General features: G+C 70.0%; 14 protein-coding genes. 7 read left to right on the top strand and 7 right to left on the bottom strand.

Annotated features, from left to right (window positions below; all coding sequences use genetic code 11):
* Positions 1-114: 114 nt before the first annotated feature.
* The 7 genes from acs to ACV4UX_RS11975 all read right to left on the bottom strand — a co-directional run bounded on the left by acs (position 115) and on the right by ACV4UX_RS11975 (position 8,231).
* Positions 115-2,097: an acetate--CoA ligase gene (acs, locus tag ACV4UX_RS12005; RefSeq protein WP_491593517.1), complete on the bottom strand. Its 1,983-nt coding sequence runs from the start codon at positions 2,095-2,097 to the stop codon at positions 115-117.
* 101 nt (positions 2,098-2,198) lie between these two features.
* Positions 2,199-2,888, bottom strand: coding sequence for a 3'-5' exonuclease (locus tag ACV4UX_RS12000; RefSeq protein ID WP_491593516.1), 690 nt, complete (start codon positions 2,886-2,888; stop codon positions 2,199-2,201).
* On the bottom strand, positions 2,885-4,558 hold the full coding sequence (locus tag ACV4UX_RS11995) for a DUF294 nucleotidyltransferase-like domain-containing protein (RefSeq protein WP_491593515.1): 1,674 nt from the start codon (positions 4,556-4,558) through the stop codon (positions 2,885-2,887). The genes ACV4UX_RS12000 and ACV4UX_RS11995 overlap by 4 nt, the downstream gene beginning before the upstream one ends.
* On the bottom strand, positions 4,555-5,958 hold the full coding sequence (locus ACV4UX_RS11990; protein WP_491593514.1) for a putative nucleotidyltransferase substrate binding domain-containing protein: 1,404 nt from the start codon (positions 5,956-5,958) through the stop codon (positions 4,555-4,557). Before ACV4UX_RS11990 ends, ACV4UX_RS11995 begins: the two co-directional genes overlap by 4 nt.
* Positions 5,955-7,502 carry a sodium:solute symporter family transporter gene (locus tag ACV4UX_RS11985; protein ID WP_491593513.1) on the bottom strand — a complete coding sequence of 516 codons (1,548 nt, stop codon included), beginning with the start codon at positions 7,500-7,502 and terminating at the stop codon, positions 5,955-5,957. The genes ACV4UX_RS11990 and ACV4UX_RS11985 overlap by 4 nt, the downstream gene beginning before the upstream one ends.
* A 3-nt stretch (positions 7,503-7,505) precedes the next feature.
* The gene (locus ACV4UX_RS11980; protein WP_491593512.1) at positions 7,506-7,799 is read right to left on the bottom strand and encodes a DUF485 domain-containing protein; all 294 of its coding nucleotides are present in this window, start codon (positions 7,797-7,799) and stop codon (positions 7,506-7,508) included.
* 258 nt (positions 7,800-8,057) lie between these two features.
* On the bottom strand, positions 8,058-8,231 hold the full coding sequence (locus ACV4UX_RS11975) for a hypothetical protein (RefSeq protein WP_491593511.1): 174 nt from the start codon (positions 8,229-8,231) through the stop codon (positions 8,058-8,060).
* A 347-nt stretch (positions 8,232-8,578) separates the two neighbouring features.
* Here ACV4UX_RS11975 and ACV4UX_RS11970 point away from each other — a divergent pair, with 347 nt between their 5' ends.
* From ACV4UX_RS11970 to ACV4UX_RS11940, 7 genes are all read left to right on the top strand, one after another.
* Positions 8,579-9,604: a putative 2-aminoethylphosphonate ABC transporter substrate-binding protein gene (locus ACV4UX_RS11970; protein WP_491593510.1), complete on the top strand. Its 1,026-nt coding sequence runs from the start codon at positions 8,579-8,581 to the stop codon at positions 9,602-9,604.
* Between the two features lie 50 nt (positions 9,605-9,654).
* Positions 9,655-10,797, top strand: coding sequence for a putative 2-aminoethylphosphonate ABC transporter ATP-binding protein (locus ACV4UX_RS11965; protein WP_491593509.1), 1,143 nt, complete (start codon positions 9,655-9,657; stop codon positions 10,795-10,797).
* A complete protein-coding gene (locus tag ACV4UX_RS11960; protein WP_491593508.1) occupies positions 10,794-12,566 on the top strand; it encodes a putative 2-aminoethylphosphonate ABC transporter permease subunit in 1,773 nt (590 codons plus the stop codon). The genes ACV4UX_RS11965 and ACV4UX_RS11960 overlap by 4 nt, the downstream gene beginning before the upstream one ends.
* A gap of 15 nt (positions 12,567-12,581) precedes the next feature.
* Positions 12,582-13,412, top strand: coding sequence for a phosphonoacetaldehyde hydrolase (gene phnX / locus ACV4UX_RS11955; protein ID WP_491593507.1), 831 nt, complete (start codon positions 12,582-12,584; stop codon positions 13,410-13,412).
* Between the two features lie 3 nt (positions 13,413-13,415).
* Complete coding sequence (gene pbfA / locus ACV4UX_RS11950) at positions 13,416-14,786, top strand: (R)-1-hydroxy-2-aminoethylphosphonate ammonia-lyase (RefSeq protein WP_491593506.1); 1,371 nt, start codon at positions 13,416-13,418, stop codon at positions 14,784-14,786.
* A 15-nt stretch (positions 14,787-14,801) separates the two neighbouring features.
* Positions 14,802-15,929 carry a 2-aminoethylphosphonate--pyruvate transaminase gene (phnW, locus tag ACV4UX_RS11945; RefSeq protein WP_491593505.1) on the top strand — a complete coding sequence of 376 codons (1,128 nt, stop codon included), beginning with the start codon at positions 14,802-14,804 and terminating at the stop codon, positions 15,927-15,929.
* A 4-nt stretch (positions 15,930-15,933) separates the two neighbouring features.
* Positions 15,934-17,220: ethanolamine ammonia-lyase subunit EutB (locus tag ACV4UX_RS11940; RefSeq protein ID WP_491593504.1), on the top strand; the 1,287-nt coding region annotated here is incomplete at its 3' end.

Raw genomic sequence — 17,220 nt, 5'->3', positions numbered from 1 at the left:
GAGCAGGGCGGCTTTGCCGCCCGTAAGCGGCTCCGGCAAACCCCATCCTCGGGGTTTGCCATCACGCTGAGGGCCGCCCCGAGGGCGGCCCTGCGCTTTGAGACGTCCGCCGCCCTATCCGAAGAGCTTCTCCTTGCCCTCGATGAGGTCGGTGACCACGCTGGGATCGGCCAGGGTGGAGGTGTCGCCCAGGGTGGAGGTCTCGCCTTCGGCGATCTTGCGCAGGATGCGGCGCATGATCTTGCCGGAGCGGGTCTTGGGGAGGCCCTGGGCGAACTGGATCACCTCGGGCGTGGCGATGGGTCCGATTTCGGCGCGCACGTGCTTTTTGAGCGCGGCGAGCAGCTCGTCGGTGGGCTCCACGCCCTCCTTGACGGTGACGTAGGCGTAGATGGCCTGGCCCTTGATGTCGTGGGGCATGCCCACCACGGCGGCCTCGGCCACGTCGGGGTGCGCCACCAGGGCGGATTCGATCTCGGCGGTGCCCATGCGGTGGCCGGAGACGTTCACCACGTCGTCCACGCGCCCCATGATCCAGACGTAGCCGTCGGCGTCCATGCGCGCGCCGTCGCCGGTCTCGTAGGCCCCTGGGAAGGCGGAGAAGTACTGGTTCTTGAAGCGGACGGGGTCGCCCCAGACGCCGCGCAGCATGCCGGGCCACGGGCGGGACTGGATGAGGAATCCGCCCTCGCCGGGGGCCACTTCCTTGCCGTCCTTGTCCACCACCTTGGGAAGGATGCCGGGCAGGGGCAGGCTGGCGGAGCCGGGCTTGAGCGGCGTGGCGTAGGGCAGGGGGGAGATCATGAGCCCGCCGGTCTCGGTCTGCCACCAGGTGTCCACGATGGGCAGTTTTCCGCCGCCGATGTGCTCGTGGTACCACATCCAGGCCTCGGGGTTGATGGGTTCGCCCACGGAGCCCAGGATGCGCAGCGACGAGAGGTCGTGGTTCTTGGTCCACTTCACGCCCTCGCGCATGAGGGCGCGGATGGCGGTGGGCGCGGTGTAGAAGATGTTCACCTTGAACTTCTCCACGGTGGCCCAGAAGCGGTCCGGCCCGGGCCAGGTGGGCACGCCCTCGAACATCACCGACGTGGCCCCCAGGGCCAGGGGGCCGTAGACGATGTAGCTGTGCCCGGTCACCCAGCCGATGTCTGCGGTGCACCAGTGCACGTCGTCCTCCTGGATGTCGAAGACGAGCTGCGTGGTGTGCGCGGCGTAGGCGAGGTAGCCGCCGGTGGTGTGGTAGACGCCCTTGGGCTTGCCGGTGGAGCCGGAGGTGTAGAGGATGAAGAGCACGTCCTCGGAGTCCATGGGCTCGGGCGGGCAGGGGGCCTTCATCTCGGGCCTGGCCATGAGCTCGTGCCACCAGAGGTCGCGGCCTTCCACCATGTTGATGGTCGTGCCGGCGCTGGCGTGCACCACCACCTTTTCCACGCAGGGGCATTCCTTGAGGGCGTCGTCCACGTTGCCCTTCAGGGGGATGGCCTTGCCCGCGCGGCGCACGGCGTCGCCGCAGACCACCACCTTGGCCTGGCAGTCGTTGATGCGGTCGCGCAGGGAGTGGGCGGAGAAGCCCGCGAAGACGATGGAGTGGGGCGCGCCCAGGCGGGCGCAGGCCAGCATGGCCACGGCCAGCTCGGGGACCATGCCCACGTAGAGGGCCACGCGGTCGCCCTTCTTGACGCCCAGGCTCTTGAGCACGTTGGCGAACTTGCAGACCTCGTCGTGGAGCATCTGGTAGGTGAGCACCTGCACGTCGCCCTCGCGGTCGCCCTGCCAGACGATGGCGGCCTTGTTGCGGCGGGGTCCGTCCAGGTGCCGGTCCAGGCAGTTGGCGGCGGCGTTGAGCTGCCCGCCCAGGAACCACTTGAAGGAGGCGGCGTTGAAATCGCAGTCCTGGACCTTGCCGAAGGGCTTCATCCAGGTGATCAGCTCGCGGGCGCGGTCGCCCCAGTAGCCCTCGGGGTCGTCCAGGGAGCGTTTGTAGACGGCGCGGTATTCGTCCAGGCTCTTGATATGGGCCTTGGCCTGGCGTGGCCCGGCGGGCGGCTGGAAGATGCGGTTTTCGTGGAGCAGGGATTCGATGTTCTCGGTCATGAAAAGCTCCTTGGCTTGAGGGGATGGTTGTTCCTTAGCACGAATCGACCGGATTCCCAGCGCAAATAGGCAAGCGGCCGCACCGGGGCGGTGAGCGGCGCTCAGAAGGCGGGCTGGGGCGAGGCCCGGCTTCTGGAGCTGGGCGCGGCCAGGCGCAGCACGGTGTCCAGGCTGGGCTCCTCGCCCTGGCGCGAGGAGCGAAGGATGGAGAGGAAGCGCTGGAGCACCTGGGCGGTGAGGTAGGCGTCGCCCAGGGCGTCGTGCGCGCCGCGCGGGGGCACGCCCAGGGCGCGGGCCACGCTGTAGAGCGTGGCGTCCTTGAGGGGCAGCTCGTCCAGCACGGGCGAGGCCCGCGAGCCGCGGATGGCCAGGTAGAGCCCCAGCACGTCCAGGCCCCGGTTCTTGGGCTGGGGCAGCTTCAGGCGCTTGCAGGCGGCGCGCAGGAAGGCCAGGTCCAGCTCCACGTGCCAGCCGGTGAGCACCGCGTCCCCGGCGTAGCGCAAAAAGCGCGGGAGCACCTCCTCCAGGGGCGGCTCGCCCGCCAGCTCGCCCGGGGTGAGCTGGTGCACGCGCACCCCGGCCGCGTCCAGGGACGGCGCCGTGGGGCGGACCAGGGCCTGGAAGGCCCCGCCCACGTCGATGCGCCCGCCGGTCATGCGCACGGCCCCGATGGAGAGGATGTCGTCGCGGGATGTGTCGAGTCCGCCGGTTTCCAGGTCGAAGACCACGAACCCGGCGCGTCCGGCCGGGGTGTCCGGCTCGCGGCTGGACCAGGGCCACCATTTCATCATCGCGAAACCTCCCCGGCCCGCTTCCAGGCCGCTCGGCACATGCGCTCCATGGCCCGGGCCAGGGGGCCGGGCCGCAGGGGCTCGCCCACCCAGCCCCAGGCCGCCAGGTATTCGGCGGCCCAGACCAGATCCATGCCCGCCGCGCCCAGGCGCGAGAGCCCCAGGGCGCGTTCCGCCGTGGCGATGCGCGGGACGCCCGCGCGCCAGGCCATGCGGCGCACGCCGTCAGCCACCCGCCCGGCCAGGCCAGCCCCGGGGCGCTCGGCCGGGGGCGAGCCCGCAAGGACCATGCGCCCGGCCAGACGCACGCGCAGGGCCTCGGCCAGGTGGAGCTGGCCGTGCACGGGGCGCAGATCGAGGCAGGCCGGGTCCTCCGGCGGGGTCCGGGCCCACTGCTCCAGGCGGGCGTCCCATTCGCCCGGCGTGCCGCGCCACTCCCGGGAGGCGGCCGAGGGCGCGCCCGGGGCCGGGGCCATGTTCAGAAGCTCCAGGGCCTCTGCCAGGAAGCTGCCCAGGCGCTCGAACCAGCCCGAGGCCCCGGGGGCCTCCTGGTGCACCACGGCGTTCCACAGGGGGCACAGGGCCGGACCCTCGCGCCGCGCGGCGCGGCCAAGGAGCATGAGCGCGTAGGGCGCGGGGGGCGGCCCCAGGGCCTCTTCGGCCAGCTGGCAGGCCCGGGCGGCCAGGGTCTCGCGCAGACCGCCCACGATGCGCCCCAGCGCCGAGGACCGCGCGCCCTCGCGCAGGAGCCCCATGGCCAGCTTGTCCAGCAACGACGCGATGGAGGCCAGCTCCTCGACGGAGGCGGCCCTGGCCGCGCGCGCTGCCAGGGCCGGGGGCGAGCCCGCCTGGCGCAGCAGCAGGTCCTGGGCGGAGAGCACTCCGGCGGCCATGCTCCCGGCCATGACCACCACGTGGCGCAGGTGGTGGCGCGTCATGGCCATGAGGGCGTCGAAGCAGGAGGCCTGGGCGTCCAGGGAGACCACGGGGCTGGACATGACGCGCTCCACGGGGGTGTCCGGGGGCAGGCCCTGCTCCACGGCGCGGGCGCGGAAGTCGCGGTCGGTGATCACTCCGGCGGGTCGGCCCTCCGGCCCCAGGACCACCAGGGCGTCGCGGGCCGTGGCGCTCATGAGCCGGGCGGCCTCCCGGAGGGTGGCCCCGCAGGCCACGGGCTCGCCCGGGCGCACGGCCTCCCCGGCGCGCAGGGCGGCCAGGGGCCTGCGAGAGGCCGCCCAGGGGGGGATTTCGCGGGCCACGCCCTCCAGGCCCAGTTCCAGCACGGGCTCGGTGAGGCGGTCCTCCAGGAAGTCGGTGAGGCCCTCCACGGGGCGCAGGGCGTCGGCCACGGCGGCGGGCTCCAGGAGGATGCAGACGGCGTCCTCGCGGGCCACGGCGCGCTCCACGCCCCATCCGGCCACCTCGCCCTCGCCCCAGGAGGGCTCCAGGTCCGGCGCGCAGGCGCACCCCGTGGCGCTCCCGGCCGCCAGCAGGCCCTTGCGCACGGCCAGCACGAAGCCCTCGCCCGCGCCGCCGGGGCCGAGCACCGCCGTGCCGGCCGGGTAGAACTCCAGGGAGGCCTTGCGCGCCAGGGAGCGCAGGGCCTCGGGCTCCAGGAAGGCCAGGGGCGGGGCCTGGCGCAGGAAGTCCACGGCGTCTTCGAGGATCATGTGAAGAGCTTCAGCTTGTAGCGGTTTTCCAGCATCTCCTGGAAGGAGGCCACGGCCTTGAAACACTCCTGGAGCCGGGAGCGCTCCAGATTGGTGAGCTCGCCCGGGCGCGCCAGATTGCCCGGCTCGAGGCCCCTGGACAGGTCGAGCGCCTGGAAGCGCAGGCGCAGATCCTGCAGGAAGTCCAGGGCCTGGGTGAGGTTGGCGGCCGTGCCCTCGCCCAGGAATCCGGCCCGAACGGCGGCCTCGAGGCGCTGGGCGGTGCCGGTTTCGCGCGCGCCGCACTCCAGGCCCAGGACCCTGGCCCCCTGGGTGAGGGGGAAGATGCCGCCGCGCTTGATGTCCAGCGCGCCGTCCTGCAGGGAGAGCGACCCGAAGAGCGTGAGGGGCGGGGTGAAGCGCACGGCCTCCCGGGCCATGGCGCGCAGGGCGATGGGGTGGCCGGACACGGCCTGGGCGAGTGCCCGGGAGAGCCCGGCGGCCAGCTCGCGGCTGCCGTGCACCTGGCGGGCGTCGGCCAGCATGGAGAGGGCCAGCACGGCTTCGGGGCCTGGGTTGCGCGCCAGCTCCTCCAGGCGGGCCTCCCAGTGGGGGAGGGTCATGCGCCAGTCGTCGCGGTCGGCGGTGACGCCGTGGGGGCAGGGAGGCAGCCCGGCCTGGTCGAGCAGTTCCATGAGGCGCAGGGCGTAGTCCTGGGCCTTTCCCAGGTCCGCGCCGTCGCCCAGCACCAGGGCGTTGTCCTGGTCGGTGGCCAGGAACTGCTCGCGGCGTCCCTCGCTGCCCAGGGCCAGCAGGGCCATGGGGCCGGGATCGGCGGTTTCGAGCGCCAGCACGGCGGCGCGGGCGAAGAGCTGGTCGCGCACGGCGGCGGCCATGGCCCCCACGCGGTCCACGCCCGCGCCCTGGCCCAGCCAGCGGGGCGTCATGCGCGTGAGGGCCGCGTGGGCGCGGGCCAGATCCCGGGCGTCGACGGCCCGGGCGATGTCGGCGGCCAGGGCCACGGGGCTCTCGAAGCGCGCGGCCAGGAGGTCGCGCTCCTCCAGGATGCCGGTGATGCTCCCCCCGGCGTCGGTGAGCCCCAGGCGGCGGATCTTGTGGCGCAGCATGGCCAGGAAGGCCTCGCTGACCAGCTCGCGTCCGGAGATGGTCACCACCTCGCGGCTCATGAAGTCCCGGGCCGGGGCCTGGGGGCCTGCGTCCTCGGCCACGGCGCGCACCACGTCGCGCTCGGTGAGGATGCCCTGCACGGCTTCGGGGGTTCCCAGCAGGCAGGCCGTGGCCTGGGCGGCGCGCATGGCGCGCGCCGCCTGGACCACGGAGGCCTGCGGGTCCACGAACACCGGCGGGCGGGCGGGGAGGCTGCCGGCCGTGAGCCCGAGGAAACCGTCGTCGCTGTTCATTCCACTCCCACTCCCAGGTAGTTGCGGATCTTCTGTTCCTCGTAGCGGGCCTTGGCCTCGGGTTCGGGCACGAGCACGGAGCCCAGCCACCCGGCGAAGAACGCGGCCGGCATGGAGATGAGCGCCGGGTTGGACCAGGGGAAGATGGCCTGCTTGAAGCCCAGCACGCTCACCCACACGGTGGGGGAGATGATGATGAGCCCCACCGCCAGCACCGAACCCGTGACGATGGCCGCAGTGGCCCCGAAGGTGGACATGCCGCGCCAGAGGATGGAGAGCAGCAGGGCCGGGAAGTTGCCGCTGGCGGCGATGGCGAAGGCCAGGCCCACCATGAAGGCCACGTTCTGGCCCTTGAAGGCGATGCCCAGGCCCATGGCCACCAGGCCCAGCACCAGGGTGGAGCGCTTGGCCATCTTCACTTCCTCTTCCTCGGTGGCGCGGCCGTTCTTGAACACGTTCACGTAGAGGTCGTGGGAGAAGCTGGCGGCCCCGGCCAGGGTGAGCCCGGCCACCACGGCCAGGATGGTGGCGAAGGCGACGGCGGCGATGAAGCCCAGGAACATGGTGCCGCCGGTCACTTCGGCCAGGAGCAGGGCCGACATGTTGCCGCCCTTGTCGAACTTGGTGATCACGTCCTGGCCCACCAGCACCATGGCCCCGAAGCCGATGATGAAGGTGAGGATGTAGAAGTAGGAGATGAAGCCCGTGGCGTAGAACACGCTTTTGCGGGCCTGCTCGGCGTCGGGCACGGTGTAGAAGCGCATGAGGATGTGGGGCAGGCCGGCCGTGCCGAACATGAGCGCGATGCCCAGGCTCAGGGCGTCCCAGGGGTTGGAGACCAGGCCGCCGGGCTCGAGCATCTTCTGGCCGTACTTCTCGGCGGCGGCGGAGAAGAGGGCGGAGGGGTCGAAGCCGAACTTGGAGAGCACCATGCCCACCATCACGGACGCGCCGCCCAGGAGGAGCACGGCCTTGATGATCTGCACCCAGGTGGTGGCCAGCATGCCGCCGAAGAGCACGTAGAGGATCATCACCACGCCCACGATGGCCACGGCCAGCTCGTAGGGCAGGCCGAACATGAGGTTCACCAGCGACCCGGAGCCCACCATCTGGGCGATCAGGTAGAAGCAGATGGTCATGAGCGAGCCCGAGGCCGCCGCGATGCGGATGGGCTTCTGGCGCAGGCGGTAGGCCACCACGTCCGCGAAGGTGTACTTGCCAAGGTTGCGCAGAGGCTCGGCGATGAGGAACATGATGAGCGGCCAGCCCACCAGGAAGCCGATGGAGTAGATGAGGCCGTCGTAGCCCTTGAGGGCCACCAGGCCCGCGATGCCCAGAAACGACGCGGCGGACATGTAGTCGCCCGCCAGGGCCAGGCCGTTCTGGAAGCCGGTGACGGAGCGCCCGGCGGCGTAGAAGTCCGAGGCGGTCTTGGACTTCTTGGCCGCGAACCAGGTGATGACCAGGGTGGCGGCCACGAACACGAAAAAGAACACGATGGAGATGGCGTTGGGCTGCCCGATGGTGGAGGTGAACTGGTTCATGGCCTACCTCTTCATGTGGTCGAGGATGGATTTCACGGAGCGGTCGTAGGTGGTGTTGGCCCAGCGCACGTAGAGGCCGGTCATGACGCAGGCCGAGAGGATCACGGCCAGGCCGATGGGGATGCCCAGGGTCATGTGTTCGCCGATCTTCTGGGCGAGGACGTGCTTGTTGAAGGCCAGAAGCAGGATGAAGCCGAAATAGATGACCAGCATCAGGGCGGTCATGGAGAGCGAGACGGACCACTTCTTTCTCACGAGGTCCTTGAACTCGTTCTGGTCGATGGAGTGGGGTTGCATGGCGTGAACCTCCCGGTTTGGGTTTGGCGGACGGGCCTTCGGCGCGCGCTCGAAAGCGTCCGCGATTCCGGTGTATACGGCCCGGGAGGAAAAAAAAGGGGTGTTTCGGCCAACGGTTGGGTGTCGACGCGTGGCCGGTGAACGGTTCGGAGGGCGAACGGCGAGCGGCGGACGCGGCCGCCGTTCACCGGGGGAGGAGAGCCGTTGGCCGGGCGATCAGGGCAGAGACGGCGGGATCAGGCAGGGCTCCCTGCGGGCCTACCTCTCCTTGCTGACGAAGCGCTCGGACATCTCCTTGCCCTTGTAGCCGTCGAAGTCCACGCGCACGAAGTGATTGGTCTTGCCGCGCGATTGACCGCGCAGGAAGCGCACCCCGGCGACGAGAACGATCAGGGCCAGGGCCACGAGCAGGAATGTCAGGATGTCGGGCATGGCTCCAGAGTAACAGGCTCGGGGAGTAAACGAAAGGAACTCCTCGGGCGTCCCCCGAAACGCCTGGGGACCAGTGCGACAGTTTCCGTCCCTGCTGCCTGCGGCACGCCTGCTCACCCATTTTTTAACATAATTGTAAACCTTTTGTTTGACAGGCAGGCTTCGGCGGGCGTACTCGGACATCAGCAGCCCAAATACGCACAGCGGCGGACCCAACCCGTGCAAATTCAAACTCAACAACCTGGCATTGCTACACATCATCGATTTTGACGATAGTGTGAAAGCCAGCTCCGCCACCCGTCCAAGAGTCCCACCCGTCAACGGCTCCAACCCCAAGGAAGGCTCCAATGCTCGCAACCGTCCGCTCCCTGGCGCTCTTGATGTTCCTGGTTCTCACCCTCGCCCCGGCCGCCAGGTCCGCAGAACTGCTGGTCTACACCGCCCTGGAGGACGACCAGATCCCCGTCTACATCAAGAGCTTCAAAGAGAAATACCCCGACATCCAGCTGAAGTTCGTCCGCGACTCCACCGGCGTGGTCATCGCCAAGCTCCTGGCCGAAAAGGGCAACCCCCAGGCCGACCTCGTCTGGGGCACAGCCGCCACCGGGCTCATCCTCCTGGAGGAGGCGGGGCTCCTGGAACCCTACGCCCCCAAAGGCCTGGAACGCATCACGCCCCGCTTCAGGGACTCCAAGCCCGTGCCCGCCTGGGTGGCCAACGACATCTTCGAGACCGGCTTCTGCGTCAACGAGATGGAGCTCCAGGCCAAGAAGCTGCCCACGCCCAAGAGCTACCAGGACCTGATCAAGCCCGAATACAAGGGCCAGGTCGTCATGCCCAACCCCGCCTCGTCGGGCACCGGCTACCTCACCGTCGCGGGCCTCATCTTCCTGCTCGGGGAGGAAAAAGGCTGGGCGTACCTGGACAAGCTCCACGACAACATCGCCATGTACACCCACTCGGGCTCCAAGCCCTGCAAGATGGCCGGCACCGGCGAGATCCCCATCGGCATCACCTTCGGCTACCGGGGCATCATGCAGAAGCGCAAGGGCGAGCCCGTGACCACCGTGTTCCCGGCCGAAGGCTCGGGCTGGGACTGCGAAGCCAACGCCCTCATCAAGAAGGCCGTCATGAAGCCCGAGGCCAAGCTGTTCCTGGACTGGGCCATCTCCGACCCGGCCATGCAGGAATACGCCAAGAGCTACCCCATCCTGGCCGCCAAGGACGTGCCGGGCCTCAAGCTGCCCGAAGGCTACCCCGACGACCCGCTCAAGCAGCTCATCAACCTGGAAATGTCCTGGGCCGCCAAGAACCGCGCCAGGATCCTGGCGGAATGGGAAAAGCGCTACGCCACCAAATCCGAGGCCAAATAGCATCCACTCAGCCGACCCGGGGCGCTCTGCGCCCCGGGAAAGGGCCATCCATGCGCACCCAAGAGAACCATGCCTCTCCCGGCGTCCACCTGGAAGTGTGGGGCGTCAGCAAAAGCTACGGCTTGTTCACGGCCCTCCAGGAAATCAGCTTCAGCGTGGCAAGGGGCGAAATGGTCTGCCTGCTCGGCCCCTCGGGCTGCGGGAAAACCACGGCCCTGCGCATCATCGCAGGCCTGGAGGAGCTCGACTCCGGGCGCGTGTTCCTGGGCGGGGCGGACGTGACCGAACTGCCCGTGTCCCAGCGCAACGTCGGCATCGTGTTCCAGTCCTACGCGCTCTTCCCCAACCTCACGGTGGCCGACAACGTGGCCTACGGCCTGGTGAACAAGAGGCTGGCCAGGCGCGAGATCCGCCTGCGCGTGACGGAACTGCTGGACCTGGTGGGCCTGCCCGGGCTGGAGTCCAAATATCCGGCCCAGCTCTCGGGCGGCCAGCAGCAGCGCGTGGCCCTGGCGCGGGCCATGGCCCTCTCCCCGGACGTGCTCCTGCTGGACGAGCCCCTCTCGGCCCTGGACGCCAAGGTGCGCGCCCACCTGCGCGCCGAGATCAAGCGCCTCCAGCGCGAGTTCGGCGTCACCTCCATCCTCGTGACCCACGACCAGGAAGAGGCCATGACCATGGCCGACCGCATCCTGCTCATGGACCACGGCCGCATCGTGCAGAACGCCACGCCCGGGGAGCTCTACGACAGCCCGGCCACCCCCTTCGCCGCCGGGTTCCTGGGGACCATGAACTTCCTGCCCGTGGAGCGCGGCCCCCGGCAGGACACCGCCCGCCTGGGGAAATGGGTCATGTCCCTGCCGGAGCGCGCCTGGCCCGACGCCCAGGCCGCCCTGGCCGCGATCCGGCCGGAGGACGTCGCCCTGGAGGAAACCGCCGGGGCCTTCGCACCCGAGCCCAACGTGCTGGACGCCCGGGTCGACTTCATGGAGTTCCGGGGAGCCCTCTACCGTCTGAGCCTGCGCCTCGACGGCGTGGGGGGGGACGCCGCGCTGCTCCATGCCGACGTCACGGCGCGCCAGGCCCGCCGCATGGGCCTTTCCGAGGGGATGGCCGTGCGGGCCTGCCTGCCGCTGGCGCGCATGCGCGTCTTCCCGGCAGGCCATGCCCCCGAGGCGAAGGACGCCGCATGAGCGGGCCTTCCATCGCCCCGCTCCAGGCCCGGCACGTTCCGTCCCCGGCCGGATCGGCCCTGGCCGCGGCGCTTGCCGGGCGCGGCGTCAAGACCCTGTGCATCGTCGCGGTCCTGCTCTGGCTCACCGTCACGGTGGCCCTGCCCCTGGCGGGCCTGCTGGGCAAGAGCCTCTACGACCAGAAGGGGAACTTCACCGGGCTGGCCAACTTCCTGCGCTTTTTTTCCGAGCCGGCGCTGTTCTCCTCGCTCACCCACAGCCTGTGGGTCTCGACGATCACCACCCTGGTGGCCGTTCCCCTGGGCTTTCTCTACGCCTGGTGCCTGAACCGGACCACCATGCGCGGCAAGAAGTTCTTCCGCGCGCTGGCCATGGCCCCCCTGCTCGCCCCCACGCTCATGCACGGCATCGTGCTCATCTACCTGTTCGGCCGCAAGGGCCTGGCCACCACGGGGTTCTTCGGGGCCATCCCCGGCTGGGACATCGGGCTTTACGGCTCCACGGGCATCATCATCGCCGAGGCCCTCTACGCCTTCCCGCCCTGCTTCCTCATCCTCTCCACGGCGCTTTCCCTCACGGACGCCAGGCTCTACGAGGCAGCCCGGGCCCTGGGCGCCTCCAGGTGGCGGACCTTCGCCACCGTCACCCTCCCCGGCGTGAAATACGGGCTCATCAGCGCCGTGTTCGTGAGCTTCGTCTCCAGCTTCACGGACTTCGGAGCGCCCAAGGTGGTGGGCGGCTCCTACAACGTGCTGGCCACCGACATCTACAAGCACGTCATCGGCCAGCAGAACTTCGTCATGGGGGCCACCGTCAGCGTCATCCTGCTCATCCCCACCGCCCTCGCCTTCCTGGCCGACCACCTCGCGCAGCGCCGCCAGTCCACGGCCATGGCCTCCAAGGCCGTGCCCTACCGGCCCAGGCCCAACGTCGGCCGCGACGGGCTGGCCATGGCCGTGTGCTGCCTGCTGGGCTCGGTCTTCATCATCTACCTGCTCACGGGGCTCTATGCCTCCCTGGTGAAGGTCTGGCCCTACAAGCTCTCGCTGACCCTGGCCCACTTCGATTTCGAGGCCACGGCGGGAGGCGGCTACCGCGCCTTCCTCAACAGCCTGAAGATGTCCGCCTGGTCGGCCGCGCTGGGCACGGCAACGGCCTTCTTCACCGGCTACGTGCTGGAAAAATTCAAGGAATGCCCGCGATTGCGCCAGCTCTGCTCCGTGTTTTCGCTGCTTCCCATGGCCTTGCCGGGCCTCGTGATCGGCCTGGCCTACATCTTCTTCTTCAACGCCCCGGGCTGGGATTTCCACGGCCTGCGCATCCCCAATCCGTTCGCCTTCCTCTACGGCTCCATGGGCCTGCTGGTGCTGTCCAACCTGATCTATTTCCACACCGTGTCCTTCCTCACGGCGCGCACGGCCCTCAAACAGCTCGACAGCGAGTACGAGGCCGTCTCGGAGTCGCTCAGCGTCCCCTTCACCCGGCTCCTGCGCACCGTGACCTTCCCCGTCTGCCTCCCGGCCGTGCTCGAGATCGGCTACTATTTCTTCGTGCGCTCCATGACGACGCTCTCGGCCGTCATCTTCCTCTACAGCGCGGACCTGCCGCTGGCGGCAGTGGCCGTGGCCAACATGGACGACGCGGGCGACACCGCGGCGGCCCTGGCCATGTGCGTGGTGATCGTGGCCACGAACCTCGCCGTGCGCATCCTCTACGGGGCGTGCACGGCGGGCCTGCAACGCCGGGCCAGGGCCTGGCAGAACCGTTGAGCAAAAGGATCTCCCATGGCGATCAATCCCCTGAAGAACGTCAAGGCCGTCGTGCTGGACTGGGCCGGAACCGTGGTGGACCACGGCTGCATCGGCCCGGTGGCCGTGTTCGTGGAAGTGTTCAGACGCCACGGCGTGGACGTCACGGTGGCCCACGCCCGCAAGCCCATGGGCCTGATGAAGAAGGACCACGTGCGCTCCATGACCCGCGACCCGGAAGTTGCCGCCCTCTGGCGCGCCGCCCACGGCCGCGACCCCGACGAGGCCGACGTGGACGCCATGTACCTGCTCACCGAGCCCCTCATGGTGGAATGCATCGCCCGCCATGCCGACATCATCCCGGGCGCGCTGGACGCCGTGGCAGCCTTCCGCGCCATGGGGCTCAAGGTGGGCTCCACCACGGGCTACACCCGCCCCATGATGGACGTGATGACCGTGGAGGCCGCCAGGAAGGGCTACGTTCCCGACACCATGGTCTGCTCCTCCGACACGCCCGCCGGACGCCCCACCCCCTTCATGTGCTACCAGGCCGCCCTGAACCTCGGGGTCTTCCCCTTCTGGGAGATGGTCAAGATCGGCGACACGGAATCCGACGTGGCAGAGGGCGTCAACGCCGGCATGTGGACCATCGGCCTCTCCACCAGCGGCAACGAGATGGGCCTGACCGAGGCCGAACTGGCCGCCCTGGACCCGGCCGAGAAGGCCGCCCGCCAGGAGGCCGTGGCCGGAAGGCTGCTGGCGGCCGGCGCCCACTACGTGGTCCCCTCGCTGGCCGACTGCCCCCCCCTGCTGGCCGCGATCGACGCCCGCCTCGCCGGTGGCGAGCGCCCCTGCTGCAAGGCTTGACCCATGGAACCACCCCTTCCGGCCGCCCCGCCGCCGGGCGAGGGCGACGTGAACACCTCGGAAAGGCGCGCCGCCTGGCGGGCGGGCCTTTCCGAGGCCGCCCGGGCGCTCCTGGACCGCGATGAGCGCGTCTTCCTCAGGCAGTCGCTCTCCACCCCGTGCCTGGACGCCCTCTCCGGCTGCGAAGGCTCCACGCTGACCACCCTGGACGGCCGGACCCTGCTGGACTTCCACGGCAACTCCCTGCACCAGGCCGGGCACGCCCATCCCGCCGTGCTGGAGGCCATCCGCCGCCAGCTGGACCAGATGGCCTTCTGCCCGCGCCGCTTCACCAACGAGCCCGCCGTGCGCCTGGCCGAGGCCCTGGTGGAGCGCGCCCCGGGGAAGCTCGGCAAGCTCCTCTTCGCGCCGGGGGGCACGCTGGCCGTGGGCATGGCCCTCAAGATCGCACGGGTGGCCACCGGGCGGTTCAAGACCGTCTCCATGTGGGACTCCTTCCACGGCGCATCCCTGGACGCCTGCTCCGTGGGCGGCGAGGCCCTGTTCCGCTCCGGCATCGGCCCGCTGCTGCCCGGCACGGCCCACGTGCCCCCGCCCGACCCCTACCGCTGCGTGCTGGCCCCCGGGGACGGCGGCTGCGAGAGCTGCGGCCTGGCCTGCGCCCGCTACCTGGACTACGTGCTGGAAAAGGAAGGCGACGTGGCCGCCGTGATCGCCGAACCGCTGCGCTGCACCACGGTGAACGTCCCGCCGCCGGGCTACTGGCCTGCCGTGCGCGCGGCCTGCGACCGCCACGGCGCGCTGCTCATCCTGGACGAGACCGCCACCTGCCTGGGCCGCACCGGCAGGCTCTTCGCCTGCGAACACTTCGGGGCCGACCCCGACATCCTGGTGCTGGGCAAGGGCCTGGGAGGCGGCGTGATGCCCCTGGCCGCCGTGCTGGCCGATCCGGCCCTGGACAAGGCGGGGCACCTGGCCCTGGGGCACTACACCCACGAGAAGAACCCCACGGCCTGCGCCGCCGGGCTGGCCATGCTGGAGGTCCTCGAGGCCGAAGGCCTGGTCGGGCGCTCCCGCCGCCTGGGAGAGAAGGCGCTCGTCCGCCTCGAGGGCATGGCGCGGCGCTTCCCCCTGGTGGGGCAGGTCCGCGGCCTGGGGCTCTCCCTCGCCGTGGAGCTCGTCACGGACCGCGCAACACGCGCAAAGGCCCCGGACCAGGCGGACGCCGCGCTCTACCACTGCCTGGAACGCGGGCTGAGCTTCAAGACCAGTCACGGCAACGTGCTCACCCTCACGCCGCCGCTCACCATCGCCGAAACCGACCTGGACCGCGCCCTCGACATCGTGGAGGACGCCCTGGCCCGCGTCAGCTGACCCAAGGAGCACACCATGGACCTCTCCTGCTATCCCGACAACCCCTACATCCTTCTCACGCCGGGGCCGCTCTCCACCTCCAAGGCCGTCAAGGCGGCCATGCTGCGCGACTGGTGCACCTGGGACCTGGACTACAACTCCATCGTCCAGGACCTGCGCGCCCGCCTGTGCGTTCTGGCAGGCCCCGGGCAGGCCTTCACCGCCGTGCTCATGCAGGGCAGCGGCACCTTCTGCGTGGAGTCCTGCGTGGGCACGCTGGTCCCGCGCGACGGCGCGCTCATGGTGCTGGCCAACGGGGCCTACGGACAGCGCATCGGCAAGATCGCCAGGGTGCTGGGCATCCCCCTGGTGCTCGAAGACTTCGGCGAGACAGCCCCGGTGGACCCCTCCCGCGTGGAGGCACTGCTGGCCCGGCACCCGGAAGTGACCCACGTGGCCGTGGTCCACTGCGAGACCACCACGGGCATGCTCAACCCCATCGAGGCCATCGGCAAGGCGGTCAAGGACGCGGGGCGCACCTACATCGTGGACGCCATGAGCAGCTTCGGCGGCATCCCCATCGACGTGGACGCCATCGGGGCGGACGCGCTCATCTCCAGCGCCAACAAGTGCATCCAGGGCGTGCCGGGCTTCGGCTTCGTGCTGGCGCGCCGCGAGGTGATCGAGGCCTGCGCGGGCCGGGCGCGCTCGCTCAGCCTGGACCTGTACGACCAGTGGAAGGGCATGGAGGACGGCGGCGGCAAATGGCGCTTCACCTCCCCCACCCACGTGGTGCGCGCCTTCGTGGCCGCCATGGACGAACTCGACGCCGAGGGGGGCGTGGCCAGACGCTTCGAGCGCTACAGCGCCAACCAGCGCATCCTCGTGGACGGCATGGAACGCCTGGGCTTCAAGACCCTCCTGCCCAGGAAGTGGCAGTCGCCCATCATCACCTCCTTCGTCAGCCCCACGCACCCCGACTACGCCTTCAAGACGTTCTACGACAAGCTCAAGACGAAAGGCTTCGTGGTCTATCCCGGCAAGGTGACCGACGCGGTGGACACCTTCCGCATCGGCAACATCGGAGAGGTGTACCCTGCCGACATCGAACGCCTGCTCGACGCGGTGAAAGAGTCCATGTACTGGCAGGGCCAGGAGGCTTGAAGACATGCGGGGCGTCACCCTGGGAGGCCGCCGCCACACCTTCGCGGACCTGCGGGAGGTGATGGCCAAGGCCACGCCGCACCGCTCGGGCGATGTCCTGGCGGGCGTCGCGGCCGCGAGCGACGAGGAGCGGGCGGCCGCGCGCTACGTGCTGGCCGACGCGCCCCTGACGGACTTCCTGGAAGAGCCCCTGGTGCCCTACGAGTCCGACGAGGTGACCCGGCTCATCCTGGACAGCCACGACAAGGCCGCCTTCGAGCCCGTGAAGAACCTGAGCGTGGGCCAGCTGCGCGAACTGCTGCTCTCCGACGCCGCCGACCGGGATTTCCTCAAGGCCCTCGCGCCCGGCCTCACGCCGGAGATGGCGGCTGCGGCGTCCAAGATCATGCGCAACCAGGATCTCATCCTGGCCAGCTCCCGCATGGCCAACACGGCGGCCTTCCGCTCCACGGTGGGGCTGCCCGGCACGCTCTGCGCGCGCCTGCAGCCCAACCACCCCGCCGACGATCCCCGGGGCGTCCTGGCCTCGGTGGTGGACGGCCTGGTGCTGGGCAGCGGCGACGCCTGCATCGGCATCAACCCGGCCACGGACAACCTGCCCACCGTGCGCCTGCTCCTGGAGTGCCTGGACGAGGTCCGCGCCCGCTACGCCATCCCCACCCAGACCTGCGTGCTCACCCACATCACCAACACCATCCGCTCCATCGAGGCCGGAGCCCCGGTGGACCTGGTGTTCCAGTCCGTGGGCGGCACCCAGGGCGTCAACGAGAGCTTCGGCGTGAGCCTTGCCCTGCTGGAAGAGGGCCGCCAGGCCGCGCTCTCCCTGAACCGGGGCGAGATCGGGCGCAACGTGATGTACTTCGAGACCGGACAGGGCAGCGCCCTCTCGGCCGGGGCGCACCACGGCGTGGACCAGCAGACCCTGGAGGCCAGGGCCTACGCCGTGGCGCGCGCCTTCGACCCGCTGCTGGTGAACACCGTGGTGGGCTTCATCGGCCCGGAATACCTCCACGACGGCCGCCAGATCATCCGCGCCGGGCTGGAGGACCTCTTCTGCGGCAAGCTCCTGGGCCTGCCCATGGGCGTGGACGCCTGCTACACCAACCACGCCGAAGCCGATCAGGACGACATGGACGTGCTGCTCACCCTGCTGGGCGCGGCCGGGTGCGCCTACGTCATGGGCGTGCCCGGGGCCGACGACGTGATGCTGGGCTACCAGTCCACCTCCTTCCACGACGCGCTGTACGTGCGCAGGCTTTTGAACCTCAGGCCCGCCCCCGAACAACAGGAC

This window comes from Fundidesulfovibrio sp. (genome assembly GCF_058402725.1).
This window is presented reverse-complemented; position numbering and strand designations above follow the sequence as displayed.